This is a genomic window from Oscillatoria sp. FACHB-1406, from assembly GCF_014698145.1.
Classification (GTDB): domain Bacteria; phylum Cyanobacteriota; class Cyanobacteriia; order Cyanobacteriales; family Spirulinaceae; genus FACHB-1406.
Genome location: NZ_JACJSM010000021.1, coordinates 17,911 through 44,222, shown reverse-complemented (window position 1 = coordinate 44,222; position 26,312 = coordinate 17,911). Strand labels below are relative to the sequence as shown.

Annotated in this window: 14 protein-coding genes; 8 read left to right on the top strand and 6 right to left on the bottom strand. The window is 47.8% G+C overall.

The features are described 5' to 3' along the window. Nucleotide 1 precedes the first annotated feature (1 nt). The gene (locus H6G50_RS18160; RefSeq protein WP_190719354.1) at nt 2-751 is read left to right on the top strand and encodes a class I SAM-dependent methyltransferase; all 750 of its coding nucleotides are present in this window, start codon (nt 2-4) and stop codon (nt 749-751) included. Between the two features lie 282 nt (nt 752-1,033). On the opposite strand, the gene H6G50_RS18155 is transcribed toward H6G50_RS18160, so the two are convergent. Together H6G50_RS18155 and H6G50_RS18150 are read right to left on the bottom strand one after the other, a co-directional pair. Next, nucleotides 1,034-2,827, bottom strand: a complete 1,794-nt coding sequence (locus tag H6G50_RS18155) for a family 10 glycosylhydrolase (RefSeq protein ID WP_242032886.1) — start codon at nt 2,825-2,827, stop codon at nt 1,034-1,036. Between the two features lie 260 nt (nt 2,828-3,087). After that, a complete protein-coding gene (locus H6G50_RS18150) occupies nt 3,088-5,676 on the bottom strand; it encodes a polynucleotide kinase-phosphatase (protein ID WP_190719352.1) in 2,589 nt (862 codons plus the stop codon). A gap of 234 nt (nt 5,677-5,910) precedes the next feature. Between H6G50_RS18150 and H6G50_RS18145 the strand changes: the two genes are divergently transcribed. Further along, complete coding sequence (locus H6G50_RS18145) at nt 5,911-6,990, top strand: hypothetical protein (protein WP_190719350.1); 1,080 nt, start codon at nt 5,911-5,913, stop codon at nt 6,988-6,990. 84 nt (nt 6,991-7,074) lie between these two features. On the opposite strand, the gene H6G50_RS24245 is transcribed toward H6G50_RS18145, so the two are convergent. The 4 genes from H6G50_RS24245 to H6G50_RS18125 form a co-directional block, all read right to left on the bottom strand. Next, nucleotides 7,075-7,599, bottom strand: coding sequence for a DUF1622 domain-containing protein (locus H6G50_RS24245; protein WP_190719348.1), 525 nt, complete (start codon nt 7,597-7,599; stop codon nt 7,075-7,077). A 236-nt stretch (nt 7,600-7,835) separates the two neighbouring features. Continuing rightward, nucleotides 7,836-8,342, bottom strand: coding sequence for a GNAT family N-acetyltransferase (locus tag H6G50_RS18135; protein ID WP_190719346.1), 507 nt, complete (start codon nt 8,340-8,342; stop codon nt 7,836-7,838). Nucleotides 8,343-8,373: 31 nt separating this feature from the next. Further along, nucleotides 8,374-9,156, bottom strand: a complete 783-nt coding sequence (locus H6G50_RS18130) for an intradiol ring-cleavage dioxygenase (RefSeq protein ID WP_190719343.1) — start codon at nt 9,154-9,156, stop codon at nt 8,374-8,376. Between the two features lie 204 nt (nt 9,157-9,360). Continuing rightward, the gene (locus tag H6G50_RS18125; protein ID WP_190719339.1) at nt 9,361-10,761 is read right to left on the bottom strand and encodes a 3' terminal RNA ribose 2'-O-methyltransferase Hen1; all 1,401 of its coding nucleotides are present in this window, start codon (nt 10,759-10,761) and stop codon (nt 9,361-9,363) included. Nucleotides 10,762-10,938: 177 nt separating this feature from the next. Between H6G50_RS18125 and H6G50_RS18120 the strand changes: the two genes are divergently transcribed. The 6 genes from H6G50_RS18120 to H6G50_RS18095 all read left to right on the top strand — a co-directional run bounded on the left by H6G50_RS18120 (nt 10,939) and on the right by H6G50_RS18095 (nt 26,297). After that, nucleotides 10,939-11,391 carry a hypothetical protein gene (locus H6G50_RS18120; protein WP_190719335.1) on the top strand — a complete coding sequence of 151 codons (453 nt, stop codon included), beginning with the start codon at nt 10,939-10,941 and terminating at the stop codon, nt 11,389-11,391. Between the two features lie 43 nt (nt 11,392-11,434). Further along, nucleotides 11,435-12,580 carry a tRNA guanosine(34) transglycosylase Tgt gene (gene tgt, locus H6G50_RS18115; protein WP_199303199.1) on the top strand — a complete coding sequence of 382 codons (1,146 nt, stop codon included), beginning with the start codon at nt 11,435-11,437 and terminating at the stop codon, nt 12,578-12,580. A 63-nt stretch (nt 12,581-12,643) separates the two neighbouring features. Next, nucleotides 12,644-12,874 (top strand): type II toxin-antitoxin system CcdA family antitoxin, encoded by a 231-nt coding sequence (locus H6G50_RS18110; RefSeq protein ID WP_190719329.1) that lies wholly within the window; start codon nt 12,644-12,646, stop codon nt 12,872-12,874. 222 nt (nt 12,875-13,096) lie between these two features. Continuing rightward, on the top strand, nt 13,097-14,809 hold the full coding sequence (locus H6G50_RS18105; RefSeq protein ID WP_190719326.1) for an ATP-binding protein: 1,713 nt from the start codon (nt 13,097-13,099) through the stop codon (nt 14,807-14,809). Between the two features lie 133 nt (nt 14,810-14,942). After that, the gene (locus H6G50_RS18100; protein WP_190719323.1) at nt 14,943-20,324 is read left to right on the top strand and encodes an ATP-binding sensor histidine kinase; all 5,382 of its coding nucleotides are present in this window, start codon (nt 14,943-14,945) and stop codon (nt 20,322-20,324) included. Nucleotides 20,325-20,408: 84 nt separating this feature from the next. After that, nucleotides 20,409-26,297, top strand: a complete 5,889-nt coding sequence (locus H6G50_RS18095) for an ATP-binding sensor histidine kinase (RefSeq protein WP_190719489.1) — start codon at nt 20,409-20,411, stop codon at nt 26,295-26,297. The last annotated feature ends 15 nt before the right edge of the window (nt 26,298-26,312 follow it).

The window sequence follows — 26,312 nt, the reverse complement described above, 5'->3', positions numbered from 1 at the left end:
CATGGTTTTAGATCGAGTTCAAAAAATTCAGGATGATGGATATGCTTTCCCTTACCATTACGTCGCAGAATACAAACGAGGGTTTAGCCAATGCTATAACTTTCCTTGGGGAATTAACTACGCCGCAACTTTAGAATTTTTGCGCGATCGGCTTAAAAAAGAAAGCTTTGAATCTCTTATTGATGTAGGGTGTGGCGACGGCAGAATCGCGAAGGAAGTGCAAACAAACTTTAAAAATAAAGTCGTCGAAGGGGTGGATTATTCGTCCCGCAGCATTAATCTTGCTAGGGCGTTAAACGAAGAGGGGACTTATCACAATCTTAATATCATTGAAGAGCAACTACCCCGACGCTACGATATCGCGCTGTTAATTGAAGTATTCGAGCATATTCCGCCCGAACTCGGCGATTCTTTCCTACAAGCCGTTGCTAATCTTCTCAAAGATGGGGGGACATTACTGCTAACTGTTCCCCACGGTAATATGCCCACCGAAGACAAACATTATCGCCATTTTACTGTCGAAACTCTGTCTAGTTGTCTCGCTCCTTATTTTAATATTGTTGAAATCATCCCCTTTGAGAAAATCGATTGGCGCAAAGATTTTATCGATACGATTTTAACCAATAAGCTTTTTATCTTAAATAGCATGAAGTTAAAAAATATACTTTATAGATATTATAAAAAACATCTTTTTCACGTAACGGATGAAAAAACTTGCAAGCGGATTTACATTAAAGCGCAAAAACGATAGCGTCTCTGTACGGGTTGTGAATCTTATTTAGAGTTTCAAAAATCCACAGTTATGCAATCCCCTACGCATAATTAATTAGCGCTTAATTTATAAACTTTTTACTAAGAACGCTTGCACACCTTATACCAATTCTCATTGATTTTGTACGATTCCTGAAGAGGGCATAACAATGTTATGCCCCTACGACGAAAAATTTAGTGCATCGTAACTGAGAATTGATATGACTAAACTACAAAAGTTTAAGATTTGCTTAGATATCAGTGTTCAATTGGATATTGTGGATTATGTGCTGGGCTTCCACCCGTCATAAATATTGGGGCGTTTAACCTCAGCGGGGAACATTTGTTGGAATCCGGTTTGACGCTGTTGGGGCGTTTCTTTAGCATAATTCCACAAACTTTCATAGAAAAAGAAGGAGGAACCCGCTAAGCCGCGATCGCGGACGATTTGAACTTGGCGTTGAATCTGTTCTAAGGGAACAAAACGACCTTTTAAACCCGATAAAACACCGATCGCGACAGGAATATGTTTCTTAGCATTCTGGATTGAAGGATGCTCGAGTTCTGCCGCAAAGCGAGCCGTATCGTCGCGGTAAACTTGCACGATTAACTCTTCAATTAACCCCAGATTGTCCCACGTTTGCCAATCGAGAAGATAAGAATTTAGGGAAAATTCTTGCGGGTTGGGAGAAACCGAAAAAATCGCATTCTTTCTAACATTTTTGACGGTTGCAAACAGCGCTTTCATGTAATTAGTGATTTTGTCTGCGCGCCAGCGAACCCAATCTGAGTCATTAAAAGCTTCCGGCGGGGCTTGACCGTTGTGTTCTTTCTTATAAAGTTCGACGGTGAAATTATCGTAGCCAAAATCGCTGGGATAGCCGAAATGATCGTCAAATTGAATGCCATCTACATCGTAATTTTTAACAATTTCAACCACTAAATCGGTGAGGAATTGTTGCACGTCGGGACGCAGGGGATTGAGCCAAACGCGCTCGTGAACGCCCCCTTCGAGCCAAACGGTTTCGCCGTTGCGACGCTGGGTAAGCCAGTCGGGATGGCGTTTTGCGAGTTCGGAGTCGGCCGGTGCCATAAAACCGAATTCAAACCAGGGAATCACCGCCATTCCTTTGGCGTGTCCTTGGGTGACGGTTTCTTTGAGCATATCGCGCCCTTGGAGTCCGGGAGCCGGATCGAGCCTAATTCCGGTTTCTCGCTGGGCGACGGCGCTGGGATAGAGGGTATAGCCCCAATTCCAGACGGTGGGATAGAGGGTGTTGAAGTTGAGGGTATCGAGGCGCGCGATCGCGTCGGTTAATTTTTGTTGCGAAAAAAGAACGTCGCTGTCGATATTAGTGAGCCATACACCGCGCAATTCGGGCTTATTCGCCGCGACGGGCGCTTCGCCAACGATATAAGCTGTCGGCACGCCCTGCCGCCCCAACGCCTGACAGACAAAGGCGGCGACATCGGCGCGCGTTGCCAAGCGGTTGGGGTTGAGTTGCTGCACGTTGGGATAGTTGACGGTTAGGCGTTTTTCGGTTGCGGCTGCGATCGCGGATTTGGCATAGTTAGGAATCGCCGCAGCATCGGTAAAGCTGCGAGCGAGCGTTGTTTCAACCGGAAGCGCGGGCGCGTAACTCAAGCCCGATACTAAGGAAACCAAGGCTTGTACGCGCGGTATATTTTGTTCCGGCTGAAAGCGAGCGTTGGGGTAGCCGGAAAGAAAGTTGGTTTTATATGCTTGCGCGATCGCATTTCGCGCCCAAAAGTTACTACGAACGTCGGCAAAATCCATTGGCGCGCGGACGACGGGCGCATTGGGAAAAGCTTTGTTAACAATGGCAGCAAATTCGGCGCGAGTAACCGGGCGATCCGGGCGGAAAGTGCGATCGCTATAACCGCTAATAATGCCATCGCTCGCGAGTTGTTGAATGCAATCTTTTGCCCAATGATTTTGGATGTCGTTAAGCTGCATTTGCGATTGAGCGGCGAGAGGGTGTAAAAACGCCAACACGAAACTCGTCAGCCCGATAAAAATAAAAGGCAATTTCAATCTTTTCGGAACGGCTGACATTGAGATGCTCTTTCTGCGAGCCATTAAAGAACGTCTGCCGAAAACAGATCGAGCGTAATTTCCGCTCCTGCGGTACAACGTCCGTAACATTTGTTTCAGCCCAATCAATCGTTGTTGCATGGGTTAAGTTCAGATGAATTTAGGGAATAGAGTCCAGAGTACAGGTTCTTTCGATTCAATTGAGAAAATCCTCGTTTTCTTAAGCATAAAAGACCTTCAAACGCTTCTTATTTAATGTAAGAAACCCCATCTTTGTCAAACTATAACCTCGGATCCACGGGTTCGCTTTCCAAAGCTAACACCCCAAACGTGCATTCATGAACTTTTCGCAAGGGGTTGCGCGCGACGAATCGTTCCAAAGCTTCGATTCCCAATGCAAATTCCCGCAGGGCGAGCGATCGCTTCCTTCCCAAACCCCGCTGTCTCAGCCGTTCCAAATTTTCCGGCCGCGAGTATTCCGGGCCGTAAATAATCCGCAAATACTCAACGCCGCGACATTTCACCGCCGGTTGCACCCAACCCTTAGAACTCGATTGGATAAAGTGCAGCGGTTTGACGACCATTCCTTCGCCTCCTTTAGCGGTTAGCTCCTGCCACCATTGCGTTGCTTCGGCAACTCTGGCGGCATCGTTTAAATCCACCTGCCGGTATTGCGTCGCCAAGAGCAGTTCGGGATCGGATTGGCACACCTCAGCGATCTTCTGCATATGCCAATCGTGGGTTTTATCGCCATGAACCTGCCCTTCTGTGGCGAGGAGGTGGAAGGGGGCGAGTTTGAGGTCGGTGAGGGATTCGACGGGCCAACAGTAGCGACGGTAAGCGTCTGCGTAGCGATGAACGAGGGAGTGACGTTCTTGCAGGCGTTCTAAGGAAGCAGCAACCTCAACGCCGCGATCGCGCGCTTGTTGCAAGCAGTCCTTTGCCCGCTCTAACGCCCGCCGCGCCGCCGTTCCCACCGCTGCATACTGTTGCCGCAACAATCCTTGCGCTTTCACCGACCAAGGCATCAGTTCGCAATCCAAGCAGGCCCAATCGGTTTGCAAGCTTTCCCAGAAACCGCTTCCCGTCATCGCTGCGTTGACTCGCGCTAGCAGTTCGCTTTCCAAGGCGATATCGTCGAAAAAACGACGGCCCGTGCGGGTATAGCAGATTCCGATCCCTTCCTTTTCGATGCCGAAGCGACGAGCGGCAACGCTTTCGTCCCGACAGATGATGAGGACGGCGCGGGAACCCATGTGTTTTTCTTCGCAAATTACCGTCTCAATGCCAAGCTGTTGGTAGTAATCGAAGGCTTCGGCAGGATGTTCCAGCAGTCCGGGTTCGCGGGAGGTGGCGACGGGGGACATGGTGGGCGGCAGGTAAATCAACCATTTGGGGTTGGCAGCGAAGCGACTCATCACCTCGAGGGCTGCGATCGCGTTTTCTTCCCGCACGACAATATTACGGTGCAGTCGCGTCGAAATCCAGCGTTTGCCGAGGACATCGGCGAGATCGAGCAAGTCGTCGTGTTGTTGTTGGGCGCTGAGGGGGGAATCGATAGCGCTGACAGAATGTAAGGGTTTGACGGGTTCGCAATAAACGCGATTTGCGGCGACGCTTGCTAATTCTTTTTCTGGATAGCGCAGGGCGGTGAGTTGCCCGCCAAACACGCAGCCGGTATCGATGTCGATGGTATTATTGAGCCATTCGGCGGCGGGGACGGGCGTATGTCCGTAAACCACCATTGCTTTGCCGCGATATTCTCGCGCCCAGTCGTAGCGCACGGGCAAGCCGAATTCGTCGATTTCGCCGGTGGTTTCGCCGTAGAGGGCAAAGGCGCGGACGGCCCCGGAACCGCGCCCCTGATAGGCTTGTTTCATTCCAGCGTGGGCAACGACTAAGTTGCCGTCATCGAGGACGTAGTGACTGATGAGAGATTCGAGAAAGTCTCGCATTTGCGCGATCGCATCTTGCTTCTGTTCTTCGGGTAAGGCTTCGATTTCCGCCAGGGTTTGCTCCAAACCGTGGTTGACTTTTACCTTTTTGCCGTTCAGTTGCCGCAGTAATTTCATGTCGTGATTGCCGGGAACGCAGAGGGCGCTATCGGCGGCAACCATATTGCGAGCGAGCTTGAGGGTATCGAGGATGCGGGGGCCGCGATCGACCAAATCGCCTAGGAATACGACTTTGCGGCCTTCGGGGTGGGCGTAGGTGGGAAAGTCCCAAAAAGTCGAAGTCGGTTCGGTTTCGATTTGTCGGTAGCCGAGGCGATCGAGGAGCGCTTCTAGTTCGTCGCAACAACCGTGGACATCGCCGATAATATCGAAGGGGCCATGTTCTGTTTTGCGATTCGTCCAGAGTGGTTGGCGTTCGATTTCCACTGCCTCGATTTCGGCAACGGAAGAGAAAGTATAAACGTAGCGAAAGCCCTCGCGTTTGAGGTGTCGCAGCGATCGCCGCAAGCTTTGAACGTGCCTGCGGACGACGTGGGGGCCAAAGTTGCGATCGCTGCGGGTTTGGTTGCGATCGTGGCACAACTGTTCCGGCAAATTCAAGACTAGCGCAACCGGGAGACAATGATACTGCCGCGCCAACTCAACATAATACTTACGATCCTCCGACTGAACGTTCGTCGCATCGATAACCGTTAAACGCCCTGCCGCCAAGCGTTTTGCGGCAATATAATGCAGAACCTCGAAGGCATCCTTGCTCGCCGCTTGGTTGTTTTCATCGTCGGACACCCAGCCGCGACAAGCATCGGAGGAAAGAACTTCAGTCGGGAGGAAATGCTTGCGCGCAAAACTAGATTTCCCCGAGCCGGAAGCACCGATGAGAACGACGAGGGAAAGTTCGGGAATCGTAATTTTCATGGGCATTTTCCGAAGCTGTCTTTAGGATCTGAAAGGTGTGCTTGCTGGGACGCGGCTGACTCAATTGCAACCCGAACAATTGCACGCTCTGACTTCATGAACTGCTTTAACCTCTCCAACGTTAGAAGGTAAAGGGAGAGAAACCAAACGCATTCTACGTCAGTGCGTAATACCTATGCTAAGCTGAATCTGGATAAAATCCCAAAAAAACATATTTTCTTCCATAAAACGAACATGGAAATTATTCAACTCGTTCCCCATCCAATGGATTCTGCAACGGGAATTAGCGATTATGCTCTTAGATTAGCAGAAAGATTGTTACAAGCGCATCAAATTCGGAGTCATTTCGTCGTTTATGAAAAGCAGTTTTATGGTAGAAAAAGCACGTATAAAAGCGAAGATTTTACTGAGACTGCTTTAGCAGATAGCACGCCCGAAGCGATATTTTCCTTGTTCTCAAAACGTTCCATTGGGGGAATAATTTTCCATTATAACTTTCGAGGAGAACACGAGCCATCCCGGACAGCATATTGGCTCGTTAGTGCTTTAAAGCTAGTGCGCCAGCAATACAGTTTTAAACTGATCGTGATGTTTCACGAATTGCCGCTAACGTTTAACGTGAGACGATTTACGTTACCTCACCCCCATCACATCTTAGCGGCTCGGAGTCTCGTAAAAATGGCGGATGCTATTTTTACCAATAGTACAAAATTTCAAAAAACCCTTTCTAAATGGACTTCAAAGCCCATACCCCGCCTTTTAAATATTTCTACCCTTGGCGAACCTGAAGAAGTTCCGACCTTAACCGCACGGGAACCGCGCTTAGTGGTGCTGGGGACAATTTATTCGAGACCGCAAATTTATCAAGAATTCACGAACGAACTGTTAATGAGTTGCCAGATGTTAGGCATTAAAGAAATTTACGATGTGGGTGCGCCTTTTGAATTAAATTTTCCCAACGCTGAGGGGATTCGAGTCGTTCAGTTGGGCGTTCAGTCTCGCGAAGCAATTAGCGAATTGCTGTTGACTTCTCTAGCCGGTTTTCTCGATTATAGTGCTTATCCCGGTGAATTGAGTAAGTCCTCTATTTTTGCCGCTCACTGCACTCATGGTGTCATTCCCATTCTCTCCAAATACAACCCAGCAGAAGCGGATGGGATTAACATGAATCAGCATTACGTTGTGGCGGGAGAATCTCTAAAAAACATGAATTTAGAAGCGCTACAAACGGTTAGCAATAATGCACAAAAATGGTATCGTTCTCATTCAATTGCTGAAAATACTAAAATCTTCGCGACTCGTCTTCTCTCCTAATTCCGCAACTGTTATTAAATAGTCGGGCGAGCATCTGCTTTTTGTCCCCTCGTATTAAAGAAGGGCTTAAAGTCAAAAATGTTGCTAAGGGGGAGTTACTCTTGAGGATTGCTCCGAGGAACTATTCGCTCTCAATGATGCGCGAGAGATCGAACGGTTGCGTTCTCCTTGGTGGATTTCGCGCTCTAAAAAGTAATTTAATAACGTTCGCAGTAAAACGATTGCACCGAGGTTCAAAATATCTTGGCGAGTCGGAGCAACTGCTGTCCGTAAAATATCGCTAGCGATCGTAAATTCTAAACCCAACGCTAACACCCGACCCAATTGAAGTCGAATTGATTCAGTCCCATCAAAACGCTGCTGGGGATGAGAAAATAACTGACGCAAATAGTCTAAAATTCCGCGAATTACGGCTCCCCCAATAACAATAGCTGCCGCAATTTCAGCGCCCACAGCCAGATAGCCAACAATCCACTTCAACCAAGTTTCTGAAGGGTTGCTTTCTACTGTTACTTCCCTCGCCGTTTCCACATTTAAACTTAGCAACAACACTAAGCCTAGAATCAAGGCGAAGGGGATTAAAAGTTCGCTCCAGGATTCTCTTTTCACAGTTTTCCACTCGCTCTTTCAGCTTCTGAGATATTTTATCGCATTGAGTCTATCTTTCGTTGAAAAAAACGAGCAAGTAGCACGCCTCCGCCCGAAGCCTTGGTCATTAAATCTTTTATTGTTATTACTTAGAATTCCCTTAAGTAAGCCTGAAACGACTCGGAGATCGATCGCGAATTTTTATTGCGGGGAATAGGGTTTTTTGGGGAACGACGGTTATCTGGCATCGGACTATTTTACTTTGAGTTACCGCCCTGCTGGGATGCTATTATTTTATGATAAACGCGATCGCACCGTGGCGTTTCGACTCCCGTTGCCGGACGATAGCCCGAATTTTCGTAAAGTTGTACGGCTTCGGCTAACACACTAGCTGTTTCCACCCAAATTTCGCCAAATCCCCTCGCGGCGATCGCGCGTTCCAATTGCTCCAGCAAAAACCGCCCCAATCCTTTCCCCCGCACCTCCGGTAATAAATACATTTTCCGAATTTCTACGGCTTTTTCGCCGCGAGAAATTGGATAATACCCTGCCGTCCCGACAATCTTTTTCTCCTGCAAAACGATCCAAAATTCACCGCCGCGATTGAAATAATGTTTTTCAACTTCTATCGAATCGCGATCGCTGGTGTCGGGCTGCCAGGGCAAATTATATTCATTTAAAACCCAGCGAATTATAGCCGCAGCAGTTTCGCGATCGCGCGTTGTCCAATCTCGAATAGTAAAGTTTTGGTAAGTAGCGTACATAAATCCTATATTGAAAGTGAGTTCGGCGATATCATGTTAACTGAAGCGCGATCGCGAACTTCCCCGAATAACCCTCAGCAGTTTGGGCAATTTCGGGCATCAACTGTTCGCCACCGCCTATAAAGATACCATCCTCTTGATTGAGGGTACGCTGTCCCGGTTTTTGATAGGTAAGTTGGGCATAAACGCGATCGCTGAGTGCCTCATCAAAGAAGAGTTGCGAAGTGAATTCGTAGCTCGATGCAGAGGCTCCTTCTAAGCGAATTTTAAAATGAATGTGAACGGTTCGTCCCGGATACCAACCCGGATAAATCGTAGTGAATTCAGCGATACCATTAGCATCGGTAACTTGATAGCCGCGCAAAAACTTCTGCCCGATTGTATCAAAACTGCGATCGCGTACATCCGAATAAACCCCTTGCGCGTCGCAGTGCCAAACATCCACAATTGCACCGCGCAAAGGTTCGCAAGCACTCCCCTGCAACCGCAACACCTGAAATATCAATTGTAACGGTACGCCAGCCCGCATCGAGCTATCCGATGAATTCGAGCGAATATCGGAACGATTCAGCTTTTCATCAACAAAATAAGGCCCTTCCGTCAGTTCCGGTTTAACTATACAAGGTGATACAGTCGGTTTTGAAGTTGAAGTTGAAGAACTCGTAGGTTCCGATAAAGCCGACTGTCCGCGCCAACATCCGAATAAAGAAACGGCAGCCGTCCCCCCAATAAAACCCAGAACTTTGCGACGAGTTACTAGCGTAGCTAAAGATTTCTGGGTTTGCCAACGTTGTCTCGAATTTCTAGCTTTCATGGGGGATATCTTGATATTACATTTGAGGCGTAAGGAGCGCACCCGATCGCGTCGTGCCATAGTGTGCCATAGTTTCGATCTTACGAGTCACCCTCAAACCGGCACATGGATCGATCTTCCCAATTTCTTCTAGGACTAAAGACTTAATTTGGGTGAATCCGCGATCGCCAATTCAAATTTTGATTCATTTTGAGAAGCCGCTCGCTATATCTGCCTAAATACAGCCATTTGCGTCGGCGTACCGACTTCAATATCCTCCGTCCCGATACCGCGAAATTCAACGCTGTAACTAAAGCGTTCTGCCACTCGCTGCGCCCAATCTTGAAACTCGGCGCGCGTCCACTCAAAGCGATGATCTCCGTGCCGGAATTTTCCAGCCGCTAATCCTTCAAAACGGACGTTGTATTCGATATTAGGCGTAGTTACGATCGCAGTTTTTGGGCGCGCGCATTCAAACACGACTCGTTCCAACGCCGCCAAACGATTCAACTCCAAATGCTCGATAACTTCGACTAAAATTGCTGCATCGTACCCCAGTAAGCGATCGTCTCGATAAATCAGCGAACCTTGCAGTAGTTGAATGCGATCGCGTTGTAAGGGCGGTAAGCGATCCCAGTGCAAGCGTTCCTTAGCGATCTCTAAAGCGCGGTAGGAGACATCCACGCCCGTCACTCGCTCGAAGTATTGTTCCTGAAGGAGCGATCGCATCACCTTCCCTTCGCCGCACCCCAAATCGAGGACTTGCTTAGCACCGCTCGCTTTCAGCACAGCAATGACCGCTTCAATGCGCTGCTGGTTCAAACTTACCGGCTTTTCGAGCGCCTCCTCCTGCTGCGCGCCCTCCCCTTCCACCGCCTCCGGATTGGCGTTCTCCTCTTCGACTAAGCGCGCAATCGCCGTGCGTGCGAGGCGAAATTGTCGTTTCAGGTAACGCCGCGCGATCGTCTCCCGCGCCGGATGTTGGTTCAGCCATCCTTCGCCGTGTCGCAGCAACTTTTCCACTTCCGCATCTCCCACCCAATAATGCTTATCGTCATCGAGAACGGGAATCAGCACGTAAAGATGGCTTAAAAAATCGCATAATCGCAGCGTATGCTGCAACTTTACCGAAAAATAGCGACTATTGCCCCAATCTGGAAATTGTTCGTCGAGGGGCAACAATTCTGCCTCAATTTGGTAGCCTAACGGCTCAAAAAGTTGTCGCAAAAATGCTTCACCGCCGCGACAAGGTAAGGCAGGAATGCTCGCTGTTAAGGGAATAGCTGTCTTAGCCAGTTCCGGGCGTTCTTTACAGTTTCCGTTCAGTGCCGTACCGAAGATTTGCGCGATCGCAACGCTGAGAAAAGAAGAAGCAACATAGGGGCGATCGTTAACGTACTGTTCTAAGGTTTGTTCTCGATTCTCCTTCGATTTTCCCCGGACCAAGCTCACCGGATCGATCTCGAGTAACAGAACAGCGGTGCAGCGTTCCCGCGTCGCTTCGGGGTAAAAAACCGATGCTTCCCCAAAAGGCAACGAAAACGACTGACAGCGATCGGGGTGTTTGTGGAGCAGATAGCCGAGATCGGTCGCTGGAGTTTGGGTTGTCGTTAAAGTTAGCAACATGAAAGTTTCGATCGCTCAAAATTTAAAATGGACTCGCCAGCACTCAAAGATTGGGCTAAGATTGAGCCATAACCCCCAGTATAGTATCGAGAGACTGAAGGGTCTGACCCCTCAACCCTCTCGCGACCCATTCAATCTCGAATTCCAGGCATCCGCTCGCATCAAAAGCTTTTTCTCATGAGTCACGATCGAATACCTCACTCTCCTCCAGCGCCCTGCATTGTCGATACAGGAATTGTTGTCAACAAAGACGATATGCGGCGACTTTTAAATTCTTTAAGTCGCGTTTATTACATCCACTCCTTAGACGGCTCGGTTCATAATCAAGGTGAAGGCTGCATTTTGGAAGTTTTCGCCGACCCAGCCCAATCGACTTTAATTGCCAATGGCGCTTTGTACCTCAACGTTCAAAGTTTTGATTATTTGCATCTGTATCTTTTAGAAGACGGCGAAAGTTGCTTTGAACTGGTGCAAGATAATCGACGGTTACAATTGCTGCCGCAATCGAATTGTTTAGCAGACCCACAGATGGAAACCGACTTCGATGTCGATAGCTTAGAAGCAATGGTCGCGCAAGTGTTATCGGCGAAGTGGGACGTACAGTTCGACGATGAAGATTGTGCGTTTTAGATTTTTTGTATTGTTCGAGATTGAATTTCCCTAAAAAGGCAGATTGCCAGTGCGCGAATTTTTTTTTGAACGGCAAGCGACTTGTAGCGCCACGGGTGCTAGAGCCGGGATTTTTCATACGCCGCACGGCAGCATCGAAACGCCTCGTTTTATGCCGGTGGGAACGGTGGGAACGGTTAAAGGGCTAACGCCGGAACAGTTGGAACGGGCGGGCGCTCAAATGATTCTCGCCAATACCTACCACCTGCACCTGCAACCGGGCGAAGCGCTGGTGCGTGCGGCGGGAGGCTTGCACGAGTTTATGGGCTGGAAGCAGCCGATTCTGACCGATTCCGGCGGTTTTCAGGTATTTAGTCTGAGCAAGTTGCGACAAATCAGCGAGGAAGGGGTGAAATTTCGCTCGCCTCGGGACGGACGCTTAGTGAATTTAACACCAGAGCGCGCGATCGCGATTCAAAACGACCTCGGCGCGGATGTGATTATGGCCTTCGACGAATGTCCGCCCTACCCCGCCGAACGAGGGCAAATCGTTGCTTCGATGGAACGGACGCAGCGCTGGCTGGAACGCTGCATCAACGCCCATCAGAACCCCAAACAGGCGTTATTCGGCATCGTTCAAGGCGGCGTATACGGCGATCTGCGGCAGGAAGCGGCGCGATCGCTCGTCGAATACAACCTTCCCGGATACGCGATCGGCGGCGTGAGTGTCGGCGAACCCCCAGAATTAATTCACGAAATCGTCCGCGCCACAACCCCCCTACTCCCGCCCGAAAAACCGCGCTACCTGATGGGAGTCGGCACTTATCGCGAAATGGCCGTAGCGATTGCCTCGGGAATCGATCTTTTCGATTGCGTGATTCCCACCCGCTTGGGGCGACACGGAACCGCATTAGTACGCGGCGAACGCTGGAACCTGAAAAACGCTCGCTTCCGAGAAGATTTTCAGCCCCTCGATGCAACTTGCGAGTGCTATGGTTGCAAAAATTACACCCGCGCCTATCTCAATCATTTGGTCAAAGCTAAAGAAATGCTCGCCTATATCCTGCTTTCTTTACACAACGTAACCGAACTGATCCGCTTCACAAAAGACATCAGAGAAGCCATTCAGTGCGATCGCTTCGCGGCGGAATTTGCCGCTTGGCTCGACCCCGAAGCCCAGAAAGACTTTGACCCAGCAGAACGGCTATAATGATAGGGAATATGGCGCTTATTTTCCCGAAAACGAGTAGATCTTCGCGATCGAATCAACCTTATGAATGACAGTACAATTCCCTCCCAACGTGCATCTGAAAAAGTTGAGTTATCCATTAGTATTGATTCCGATTTATTGGAACAAATTCGACACCTAACTAACGATCCCAGTCGCATTGTCGAAGTGGCTATCCGCCAATGGTTACGCGGAGAACGAGAGCCGGATGAAGATCTAACTCGTACTTTTCTGCGCAATCCTCCCGTCCCACCGCGAGGGGAATGGAATGATTGAACTGACAGAAAACACAGTAGGATAAACTCACGGCCAGCGAGGATTTCGTGAGAAGAACGGCAGGGTGCCTAACGATTGTCAGTAAAAACCCTTAGAAAGCAAAGATCGAGCAGTACAATTTTATCCGGATTGCTAGACAGTCCGGATGATTCAGAGTAAAACAGAAGAGTAACTTCCTGCTACCGCTTGCCGATAAATTCCTCAGCATAAAACTTGACCGCGATGAACTCTGCTCTTGTGCAAGTCAACCCACAAAATTGTCAGGATTTGGGCGCTGACCTCGTGTTTGTTCAAACCCCCGCCGGGAAATATATTTCCTTTTATTGGAAGGCTGCATCTGACTTTGGCTTTAGATGCGAAGATATTGTCGGCTGCGAACTTGAAGACAGTTTCGTTCCTGCGGATTCGCAAGCGTATCGAAGGCGGCTTCAGAAAGTAGCACAAAAACGAATCCCCCAGCGGTACTGCGCCCTATTCGAGTATGCGAGTCAATCCTTTCCGCTAGAACTGATTCTCAGCCCTATCCCGCTTCCTGACGGTCAAGTTGATACGATTTTAGTGATGGGGCGACTTTTGGATGAAGCAACCTTAATCCAGCGCCTCAATTCAGAAACCTCAGAATCGCAAGATGTCTACCAAGATTTAGTCGAGCAACTCGCGCGCAAAATTCGCCATAATCCCTATCGCAGTTTGCTCGCTGAAATCGCGCGCAATATTCGCCGCACCTTAGATCTCGGTACCATCTGGCAGCAAACCGTGGATAGCGTCGGAGCAGCCCTCAACGTCTCTCGCTGCCTGATCTTATCGTACAACTCGGATCGAGAGTGCCTCAAAGTTGAAGTCGAATACTGCCAGCGCCCCTACAAATCAATGTTAGGAGCGCGACTGAGCTTAGAGAGCGAACCCCACTTCCAACAAGCGCTGCAACGCTCCGAACCGATCGCCATCCATCCGGTTAGCGCCCAGGAACTCGAGTGGCACTCGCTCCTCGCCGTGTCCACCTTCTATAAAGGTCAGCGCGGAGCCTTGATTTGCTTGCAACAATGCGATCGCCGCCGCCAATGGAACGCCGACGAAATCGACTTAATGCGAGAACTCGCCGCTCAAGTCAGTACCGCCGTTGCCCACGCCTCGCTTTACGAAGAACTCGAGCAAGCTAAAGAACTCGCCGAAGATGCTTCCCGCCTTAAAAGCGAATTCCTGGCCAGCACCTCCCACGAACTGCGCACCCCTCTCAACGGCATTATCGGCTTCCTGCGCCTCATCCTGGACGGTTTAGCCGACGACCCCGCCGAACAGCGAGACTTTCTCAAAGAAGCTCACCGTTCCGCCATTCACCTCCTTAACCTGATTAACGATATCCTCGATATCGCCAAAATCGAAGCCGGTAAAATGGAACTGGATTTTATCGACTTCCCCTTAAGCGAACTGTTTGAGGATGTCGATAAAAAGACGCGCCCCATCGCCCATCAAAAAAACCTCAGTTTCGATTTTCAACTGCCTCCCTCCCGCGAACCCGTCAAAATTTACGGCAACTATCAACGCCTATTGCAAGTAATGCTCAACCTCGTCGGTAATGCCATCAAATTTACTCATGAAGGCGGCGTAACCATTTCCGCAGAAGTGATGAAGAAGCGCATCAAACTGCACGATCGCGAATTTCCGGGAACGGTACTGATTCGCGTTGCCGATACCGGGATTGGCGTACCGATTGAAAAACTCGACAAACTCTTTGAAAACTTCAGCCAAGTGGACGGTTCGCGCACCAAATCCTACGGCGGTACGGGCTTAGGCTTAGCAATTTCCCAAAAACTGATCGAAGCAATGGGAGGAACGATTGACTTTTTTAGCATGGGTGAAGAATTGGGTTCGACGGTGACATTCACCGTTCCCTTATTCCAGCTACCGGTGATGGAGCGCTTTAGCTCCATGTAATGTCGAGAGAGCCAAAAATCGCCGTTATTAAGCCTTATTTGAACTCTATTTAAATTATTGTGTTGGGAGGAAAAGTCAATCGCCATCGCTGAGGGAATACTAAACAAGAGATCGAAGATAATCCTCTCGGACTATGACACCACTCACTGGCGACACGACAACCCTACCCACCCTACCGGGCTACGTCCTAACCGAGCAACTTTACACCGGTTCCAGAACGCTGGTTTACCGCGCCAAACAACTGTCCGGGCTACGTCCGGTGGTCATTAAAGTCCTGCGGCAAACTTACCCCAGCTTCAACGAAATCGTTCAATTCCGCAATCAATACGCGATCGCGTGCAACCTTGCCATCGAAGGAATCGTTCGCCCCATCAGCCTCGAACCCTGGCAAAACGGCTACGCTCTCGTGATGGAAGATAACGGCAGTATCTCCTTAGCACAATACGCGCGATCGCAGAAACTCGACTGGATTAATGTATTAAACATTGCCATCCAACTTGCCGATATCCTACACGACCTCCACGAGCAGCGCACCATCCACAAAGACATTAAGCCCGCTAACATTCTTATTAATCCAGAAACGCAACAAATCAAACTCATTGACTTTAGTATTGCCACGCTCTTACCCAAAGAAAATCAAGAACTCCAAAATCCCCACCTTTTAGAAGGAACCCTCGCCTACATCTCCCCCGAACAAACCGGACGAATGAATCGCTGCATCGATTACCGTACCGACTTTTACAGCTTGGGAGTCAGCCTCTACGAACTGCTAACCGGACAACTCCCGTTTACCGAGAAAGATCCCCTAGAGTTAGTTCACGCACACATCGCCAAAAATCCGATTCCGCCCCACCAAATCGCGCCCCAGATTCCAGCGACGGTTTCGGGAATTGTGGTGAAATTAATGGCGAAAAATGCTGAAGAGCGCTATCAGAGCGCCCTCGGACTCAAAGACGACCTCGAACAATGCCTTCAGCAGTGGCAGGAAACGGGCAGCATTACTGAATTCGAGTTAGGGCAGGGGGATATATGCGATCGCTTTATTATCCCGGAAAAACTTTACGGACGCGAAGCAGAAGTTGCTCAATTACGCGCCGCCTTCGCTCGCGTCGCGGTTGGCGCTTCGGAAATGATGTTAGTGGCTGGATTTTCTGGGATTGGGAAAACCGCCGTCATCAACGAAGTTCACAAACCCATTACCCGCCAGCACGGTTATTTTATTAAAGGTAAATTCGACCAATTCAACCGCAACATCCCCTTTTCAGCTTTTGTGTACGCCTTTAAAGACTTAATGAGGCAACTCCTAGCCGATAGCGACGCAAAAATCGCCCAATGGCGCAACCAAATTTTAGAAGCAGTCGGCGACAACGGACAGGTTTTAATTGAAGTCATTCCCGAACTCACCGGTTCTGCTGCCCAAAATCGCTTCAACTCAGTCTTCCAAAAGTTTATTGAAGTATTTGCCCGCCCGGAACATCCCATCGTTATTTTTCTCGATGACCTTCAGTGGGCCGATTTAGCCTCGTTGCGGTTGATGAAACTGTTGATGCAAGATATTCGATGTCTGCTGTTACTCGGAGCCTATCGAGATCGTGAAGTTTCTCCCACACATCCCTTGATGTTAATGGTTGAAGAATTAAAACAAGGCGGGCATATTGTCAATACCATAACGCTTACTCCGCTCGAACAGCGCGTTATCAATCAGTTAGTTGCAGATACTTTACGTTGCTCGCCTTCTCTGGTGATGCCTCTCACTGAAATTATTAACGCTAAAACCCAAGGGAATCCTTTTTTTACCACTCAGTTTCTCAAAGCTTTATACGACGAGCGCCACCTCACTTTTAAGTGCGCGCCGCGCGGGAATCGTTTTGAGACTCGCGGCTATTGGGAATGCGATATTACCCATTTAAAAACTCTAACCCTCAGCAGTGATGTGGTCGAGTTTATGGGTCAACAGTTAAAAAAAATATCGCCTTGCAGTCAAGAAAGCTTAAAAATCGCTGCTTGTATCGGCGCTCAATTTGACTTGGCAACGTTAGCTATTGTTCTTGAAAAAAATAAAGCTGAAGTTGCCCTGGGGTTGTGGGAGGCTTTGCAGGAAGGGCTAATTTTACCGCAAAGCGAAATCTATAAGTTTTATGCGAGCTATGAGGAAGGAGAAGCACAATCCGAACCCCATCAAAATATTACTTATCGATTCTTCCACGACCGGGTACAACAAGCAGCTTATTCCCTTATTCCTGAAGCTGAAAGAGCGCAAACCCACTATCGTATCGGGCAGCTTCTCCTAGCTAAAATTCCCCCGGAACAGCAGGAGGAACAAATTTTTGAATTGGTGAATCAGTTAAACGCAGGTAAAGATTCGATCGAGGAGCAAGCGAGTCGCGATCGCTTGGCAGAACTGAATGCGATCGCGACTCGCCGCGCCCGAACTTCAACAGCTTATAATGCGGGCAGGCGTTATGCAGAAATTGGGATTGGCTTATTAGGGGAAAATGCTTGGGAACGACAATATGACTTGACGTTGAAACTTCATAACTTAGCGGCTGAATTAACTTCCTTGTGCGGCGACTATGAAGCGATGGAAGCGTTAATTTTGACCGTTTTAGAGAAAACAAAAACGCTCCTCGATCGCATTGAGGTCTACCTAACTCAGATTCAAGCCACTATCTCTCGAAATTTATTAGTTGAAGCGCTCGCTCTGGGTTTGGATATTTTAGAACAGCTAGGCTTAATGGTTCCTAAGTTGCCCACCGAAGCAGAGATTGGTCGAGAGGTGGCTGAGATCGCACAACTGATTGGCGATCGCGACATTGAAGATTTAGTCAATATTCCTCTCACGACAGATCGTCATCAAATCGCGATCGCTAAAGTAGCAAAAATGATTTTTGGGATTACTTTCTTCATCAACCCGAATTGTCATATTTTTATTTTAGCCTCAGCCGTAAAAGCCTCAATCAAACATGGAAATACGTTTGAATCTCCAATGAGTTACGGCTCTTACGGTCGTTTTGTCTGTATCTCTCTTAAAGATATCGAAACCGGCGTAAAATTTGGAAACCTAGGCTACAAACTCGCAGAAAAGTTTGGAATTAAAGAAATAAAACCAGAACTCTTTATTACGCTGACTGCTTCGCTCATCCACCGTAAATGCCACATCCGAAAAATACTTCCCCTTAATCGAGAAGGATATACACTCGCCCTAGAAGTTGGAAACTCCGAATATCTAGCCTATAATGCCTTAAACTACTTTGGTGCTTCGTTTTGGGCAGGTCTTCCTTTGAACGCTCTCGAACAAGAGGCTCGCACTCATAGAAGTAACGCGATGCACTTAATGGGCTTTTGGTTAGTTCAATGGCAGTGCATTTTGAATTTATTAGGATTTTCTGAAAATCCAACTATTTTATCGGGTGAAGTTTATCAAGAATCAGAGATTATTGCAGAGAATCCGGATAGCTTTAAACTTATGGAGTCCTGCCATATTTATTTGCTGAAGTTAATGTTGGGATATTTATTCAGAGATCTAAAAAGTCTGAAGTCCTTAAATAAATGGGGAAGAAACTTGTCCTTTATTATCGGAACAGTTGCAGAACCTGCTTTTTATTTTTACGAATCTCTAGCGATCTTATCGGAGTTACTCCCTTCAGAAGTTGGCAATTCCGAGCAATGGCAACAAGTCGAACAAAATCAGGCTACATTGCAACAATTTTGGACGAAATACGCACCCATGAACTACCAACATAAATTCGATTTGGTAGAAGCTGAAAAAAGTCGCGTTCTCGATCGCAAACTCGAAGCGATCGAGCTATACGATAAAGCCATTGCCGGAGCGAGAGAAAACGAGTACATCCAAGAAGAAGCGATCGCTAACGAATTAGCCGCGAAATTTTACCTCGCTTGGGGAAAAGAAAGAATTGCCGCAAGTTATATGCAGGAAGCTTACTACTGCTATGCCCGTTGGGGGGCGAAAGCCAAAACCGACGACTTAGAACGCCGCTACCCGATTTTACTCTACCCCATCCTTCACTCAGCCTCGCAACCGCTCAATCTTCTCGACACTCTAGCTACCCTAGCAACGCCGAAGATTGGACTTCAAACTTCGACCAATAGCATCACTCGCTCCTCGAGTTCCAGCCTGAATAATACGTTAGATTTTGCAGCCGTGATTAGAGCCGCTCAAAGCATTTCTAGTCCCCTCAAACTTGAAGAATCGATCGCTCAATTGACGGAAATCATGTTGCAAAATGCGGGAGCAGAGCGTTGTGCGTTAATTTTGCCCGATCGCGCCGGTGAATGGCACGTAGAAGCTGTTGCAACGCTCCAAAGTACCCAACTCAACTCCCAAGCGTTGGAAGGCTATAACGAACTTCCCGTCAAACTGATTCAATACGTTAAAAATACGCTCGAAGCGATCGCACTCGACGCTCTTGCGGATAATCTACCCGTTATCGATCCTTATTTCGAGCGCCACCATCCCCAAAGCCTTTTAGTACAGCCCATTCTCGATCGCGGCAACCTCGTCGGACTACTCTACTTAGAAAATCGACTCGCTCGAGGGGCTTTCACCACAGAACGCCTGCTCGTTCTCAATTTTCTTTGCTCTCAAGCAGCCATTTCCCTCGAAAACGCAAGACTTTACCAAGAAGCGCAAGACTACACCCAACAACTCGAACAGTCCCAACTCCAAATCGTTCAGAGCGAAAAGATGGCTTCTTTGGGCAACTTAGTCGCAGGTGTCGCCCACGAAATTAATAACCCCATCGGTTTCTTAAACGGCAGCCTTAGCAACACGCGAGATTATATTCAAGATGTATTATCTCATTTAGAACTTTATCAAGAATGCGTTCCCTCTCCTCCGGCGGCTGTCCTTGAAAATGCTGAAGACATTGACTTAGGGTTCGTAGTGGAAGACTTACCTAAACTGCTCGAAGCGATGCGAGGCGCGATCGATCGCATTAAATCCATTAGTAATAGCTTGCGAACCTTTTCTCGGGCCGATAGCGAACATCCCGTTACCGCCGATCTCCATGCTGGCCTCGACAGTACCCTACTCATTTTAAAATATCGCCTCAAAGCCAACGAACAGCGACCGGCAATCTCCGTCATCAAAAATTACGATCGAATTCCGGCAGTTGAATGTTTTCCGGGGCAGTTAAATCAAGTATTTATGAACATTCTGGCTAACGCGATCGATGCGTTAGATGAAGTCGCCCAGAAACGCGGCTATCTCGAACTCGAAGTCCATCCCCAAAAAATCGAGGTTTGCACTCAGCTTAACCGCGAACAAAACAAGGTAGAAATTCGGATTAAAGATAACGGGGATGGTATTGCCGAGGAGTTACAAGAAAGAATTTTCGAGCATTTATTTACCACCAAAGGCGTGGGTAAAGGCACGGGATTGGGGTTAGCGATCGCCCGTAAAATTATCGAAGAACAGCACGGCGGAACCCTCACCTGTAATTCCGTTCTAGGTCAAGGCACAGAGTTTACAATGGAAATTCCCCTCCAGCCATGAGTGTTAGTTGGAACTTTGGGAATAGTGAGAGTAAGATCTACACAAACTCCTCTCTAACACTTCTCGATATTCCCAATACCCATGATGACCAGTATACCCACTGCTCTCCCTGGCTATCAACTGACCGAGCAACTCTACTGCGGTTCTCGCACCTCTGTCTACCGGGGAATTCGCAACGCTGATGGGTTTCCTGTCATCGTCAAATTCTTACGCAACGAATACCCCAGCTTTAGCGAACTGCTACAATTTCGCAACCAGTACACCATTGCCAAAAATCTCGACTTCCCCGGAACGGTCAAACCTTTAGCCCTCGAACCCTACCGTAACAACTATGCCTTAATTATGCCTGACGAGGGGTATATTTCCCTTCGCTCATTCGTTACCGGTAATGGCTTGTCCTCGGAAAACTTTCTCAAGATTGGCATTCAACTCGCAGAAATCCTCCACCAACTCTACCAAAACCGTGTCATTCACAAAGACATCAAGCCGGCTAACATCCTGATTCACCCCGAAACCCAACAAGTCAAACTGATTGACTTCTCCATCTCCTCATTACTCCCCAAAGAAACCCAAGAAATCCAAAACCCTAACACCCTCGAAGGAACCCTCGCTTATATCTCCCCCGAACAAACCGGACGAATGAATCGGGGGATCGACTATCGCAGCGACTTTTATGCCCTTGGCGTTACCTTTTACGAACTGCTAACGGGATGCCTCCCTTTTGAGAGCAAAGACCCAATGGAGTTAATTCACTCTCATATTGCCAAAATTCCCGCTCCCTTTAGTAAAGAAATACCCAAAACTTTAGCAAACATTGTCATGAAACTGATGGCAAAAAATGCCGAAGCTCGCTATCAGAGTGCTTTGGGGTTGAAACACGACTTAGAGACTTGTCTGGAGCAACTTCAAGAAACGGGCAAGATTGAGAACTTTGCGATTGGGAAACGGGATATGTGCGATCGCTTCCTGATCCCGGAAAAGCTCTACGGACGAGAAGCCGAAGTTCAAACCTTGCTGAATGCTTTTGAGCGGGTTGCCACAGGTGCGTCAGAGTTAATGTTAGTCGCAGGCTTTTCGGGGATTGGCAAAACGGCGGTGGTGAATGAAGTTCATAAACCCATCGTGCGGCAACGAGGATACTTCATTAAAGGGAAATTCGACCAGTTCAACCGCGACATTCCCTTCTCTGCTTTTGTTCAAGCTTTTCGTAGCCTCATGGGGCAACTCCTGTGTGAATCCGATACACGATTGGCGCAATGGAAAGCGTCGATTCTCGAAGCGGTGGGCGAGCAAGGTCAAGTGTTGATTGAGGTGATTCCCGAGCTCGCGCAGATTATTGGCAAACAGCCAACGGTGTCGGAGCTTTCAGGTAGTGCTGCCCAAAATCGGTTTAATCTACTGTTCCAAAAGTTTATTGCCGTATTCACTACACAGGAGCATCCACTGGTGATGTTTCTCGACGATTTACAGTGGACTGATTCTGCTTCTCTGAGTTTGCTGAAACTGTTACTAACCAATGTCGAGCAGAATTATTTATTTATTATTGGTGCTTATCGAGATAATGAAGTTTTCCCAGCCCATCCGCTGATGCTGACACTAGACGATATTCGGAAGGCTGGGATTCATATTAATACCCTAACTTTAGCGCCTTTAAGTCAGCGCAATGTCAATCATTTGACTGCTGATGCACTCAGTTGTTCGAGCGAACTGACCCTGCCCTTGACAGAATTGGTTTATCAAAAAACCCAGGGTAATCCATTTTTTACCACACAGTTTTTGAAGGCACTACACGAAGATGGACCGATCGCCTTTAACTGGGAGGTCGGTTCCTGGCAATGCGATCTGGCAAACGTGCGATCGCTAGCGCTCACCGATGATGTAGTGGAGTTTATGGCACTTCAGCTTCAGAAGTTACCGGTTGCCACTCAGAACGTTCTTAAACTCGCTGCCTGTATCGGCAATCAATTCGATCTCGATACATTGGCGATCGTGTCAGAACAAACCCAAGAAGAAACTGCTACTCACTTGTGGAAAGCGTTACAGGAAGGGTTGATTTTGCCTCAAAGCCATGTCTACAAATTCTTTGGTAACGTATACCCCACGCATGAAACGGATACGACAAAACCTTCATCTATTTCATCTATTCTCCCATCTGTTGCCTACCGATTCCTGCACGATCGCGTACAACAAGCTGCCTATTCTCTCATTCCTGATTCCCAGAAGCAGTCAGCCCATCTAAAAGTAGGAGAATTACTCTTCAAGAGTACATCTTCTGCAACCATTGAATCAAAAATTTTCGATATTGTTAATCAACTTAATAAAGGGAGCGAAATTCCCCTGCAACAATCCGAAAAGGATAACATTGCTCAACTGAATTTGATAGCTGGAAAAAAAGCAAAGGCTTCAACTGCTTATAAAGCTGCTGTTGATTACCTCAAATCTGGGATAGATTTGCTGGCAGAAGATAGCTGGGATACTCATTATCAATTAACCTTTGACCTGTATCGAGAGGGAGCAGAGTGCCAATATTTAACAGGTAATCTCGAACGGGCAGAGCAATGGTTTGATTTAGCTTTGAGTCATGCTCGGGCTACCTTTGAGAAAGCTGACATCTATGGGATCGAGATGTATCTGAAGATGACGCAAGGGGAAAACATCCGAGGAAGTTTTGACGATGGATTGAAAGGTCTAAGTATTCTTGGTATGCCTTTGCCGCGTACAGAGGCAGAGCAACAAGCTGAAATTCAAAGTCAATTGGAGCGGCTAGAGGCTAAACTGGCTGCTGTTTCTCCTTCCGAGTTGTTCGATCTGCCCGAAATAGTCGAGCCAAACCCGAAGGTCTGTATGAGTTTACTGGCGGATATTTGGGCAGCGGCGTATATGGGAGGCGCTCAATCCCTCTCTTACTTGAGCTTGCTGAAGATGATCGATACTTCGTTAACGCATGGCAATGCTGAAGCGTCTGGTTTTGCATACTGTCTCTATGGTATGAGCCTTGCCAGCAAAGGAGAGTATCAAAAAGCCTATGAATTTGGCACATTAGCACTCAAGCTCGATCGTCATTTTAATAGTACGAAGTTTATCTTCAAAACTAACAACATCTTTGCTCATACCATCAATCCTTACAATCGACACTTAAAAACGAATCTTTCTATATCTCGTCAGGCGTTTCAAACTAGCCAGGAAGGAGGAGACGTTGTATTTGGGGTCTGGGCTGTTTCATTCTTAATATGGGCCATGATTATCAAGGGGGATTGCCTGTCTACTGTTTATGCAGAGACTGAGATGTATCTCGGTTATGTACGGGGCGTGAACGATGCCAATATGCTGTATGCTTTCACTCTACAAAGGCAGTTCCTCCTGAATTTGCAAGACGCTTCTCATAGCACAGATTTACTCTACGACCAAGATAGTGATGATGATGAGTCAGAGCTTCCTTACATCCAAGTTTGGCGAGAAAAACGAAACTTTGAGCATGGAATCAACTGGTACTGCTTTTTAAAGTTGCAACTTTCGTATCTCTACGGTCACTATGCTGATGCTGTCGCGGCGGCGAAAGAAGCAGAGCCAACGTTGCCTACCAATGCGGGCTTCTTTCCGATCGTTTTGTACCACTTTTATTACCCGCTAAGTCTGGCTGCACTTTATCCAAAGGCGACTCAGACAGATCGACAACTGTACTGGGACGTTTTACAACAGCAGCAGCAGCACCTCAAAGCTTGGGCAGATAGTTGTCCAGAAAACTTTCTGCATAAGTATTTACTACTGTCTGCTGAAATGGCGGTTATTTCCGGTAAAGCTTTGGAAGCGACAGATTTGTACGATCGCGCGATCGCTCTAGCCAAAGCCAACGAATACACTCAGGAAGAAGCACTTGCCAACGAACTAGCCGCGAAGTTTTACCTCAACTGGGGCAAACCGCGTATTGCCCGAGAGTATATGATTGAAGCCTACTACGGCTATGCTCGCTGGGGTGCTAAAGCCAAAGTCTCAGACCTGGAAACCCGCTACCCGCAACTGCTGGCTCCAATTCTTCAACCCACTCGCACCGCCCTATCGGTCAACGAAACAGTCTTTCCAGTCGGAACCGTTACTGTTACAAATTCATCTTCCACTAGCCTTTCCGATTCCCTCGATCTGGCGGCTATCCTCAAAGCCTCCCAAACCCTATCCAGCACTATCGAACTCAACAAACTGCTCTCAACCCTGCTGCATACAGTGATGCAAACCGCAGGCGGCAATAAGTGCGTGCTAATGTTGCAAGAGGACGAGGTGTTAACCGTCCGAGCCGTTGCCGAACTCTCTGCTGCCAATCAGATTGAGGCTGAGGTGCGATCGACTCCTGTGCCTGTCGAGTCTAGCGAGGAAGTGCCGATTAGCTTAATCAACAGCGTCAAGCGCAGCTTACAACCTGCTGTCATCGGCAATGCGATGACACATCCTCAGTTAAGCCCTAATGTTTACATCCAAACTCGACAGCCTAAGAGTATTTTGTGCAGTCCGATTTTGCACCAAGGTAAGCTGCTGGGCATCGTATATCTGGAGAACAATCTGGTCGCAGGTGCATTTACCCGCGATCGCGTCGAACTTCTCAACCTATTATGCGCTCAAGCTGCCATCTCCTTAGAAAATGCTCGACTGTACTCGCTTTCACAACAATATGCCCGACAACTCGAGCAATCATTACAGCAATTGCAAGCTAGCGAGGCGCGATTTCAGAAGCTTGCCAATAATGTACCGGGCTTAATTTACCAAATTCAGATTGAAGCTGACGGTTCTGCTTCCACTCCTTATGTAAGTTCGGGTTGCCAGACGCTCTACGGGGTATCCGCTGAGGATGTGATGTCTGGAAAATTCAGTCTGCGGGACTTTGAACATCCTGACGATCGAGCAGAGGCTTTTCAGGCAGTTATCGAGTCGGCGCAAGCGCTCACCCCCTTTCGTCATGAGTGGCGAATTATTACTCCTAATGGAAATGTGAAATGGGTCAAAGCCGCCTCTCAACCCGAAATCAGAGAAAATGGACGAATTATTTGGGATGGAATGTTAATCGATATTAGCGATCGCAAAATTGCCGAACAAGCTTTAGAACAAAAGACACGGGATTTAGAGGAGGCTTTAGAAAACCTACAAAGCGCTCAGTTACAGCTTGTACAAAGCGAAAAGATGTCAGCCTTGGGCAACTTAGTAGCAGGAGTAGCGCACGAGATTAATAATCCGGTTAGCTTCATTGCAGGGAATTTAAAACCTGCGCTTGATTACATTAACGACCTGTTTGGCTTGATCGAACGATATCAGCAGGAATATCCCAATCCCACTGCTACGATTCAAGACGAGATAGAAGCGATCGAACTCGAATATGTCCAGGAAGACCTGCCGAAGTTAATTAGCTCAATGCAACTAGGAATCGATCGCATCCGCAGCATCAGTAACAGTCTCAGAACCTTCTCTAGAGCCGACAAAGATTGCAAAGTATCCTTTGATATTCACGAGGGAATTGATAGCACAATTTTGATTCTTAAGCATCGTTTGAAAGCGAATGATAAGCGCCCAGCGATTGCAGTTGTGACAGATTACGGAAATATTCCTACGTTTAAATGCTTTCCAGGTCAACTTAATCAGGTGTTCATGAACATTCTCGCCAACGCGATTGATATGTTTGATGAAATGGCGCGGAAGACTCCCTATAAAAACTTGCAAAGCCATCCTCAAAGAATCATCATAAAAACGGTTTTTGTCTCTGAAAATGATGTTATCAAAATTCAAATTTTAGATAACGGAAAAGGAATGAGTGAAGATTTAAAAGCGAAGATATTCGACCATTTGTTTACAACAAAGGCTGTCGGAAAAGGAACAGGGTTAGGATTGACGATCGCACGGCAAATTATTGTAGAAAAACATGATGGTGCGATCGTCGTTCGTTCCCACCTAGGAGAAGGAACTGAGTTTGAAATTGCCCTTCCTCTGAGGTAAATCCTCACCAATACT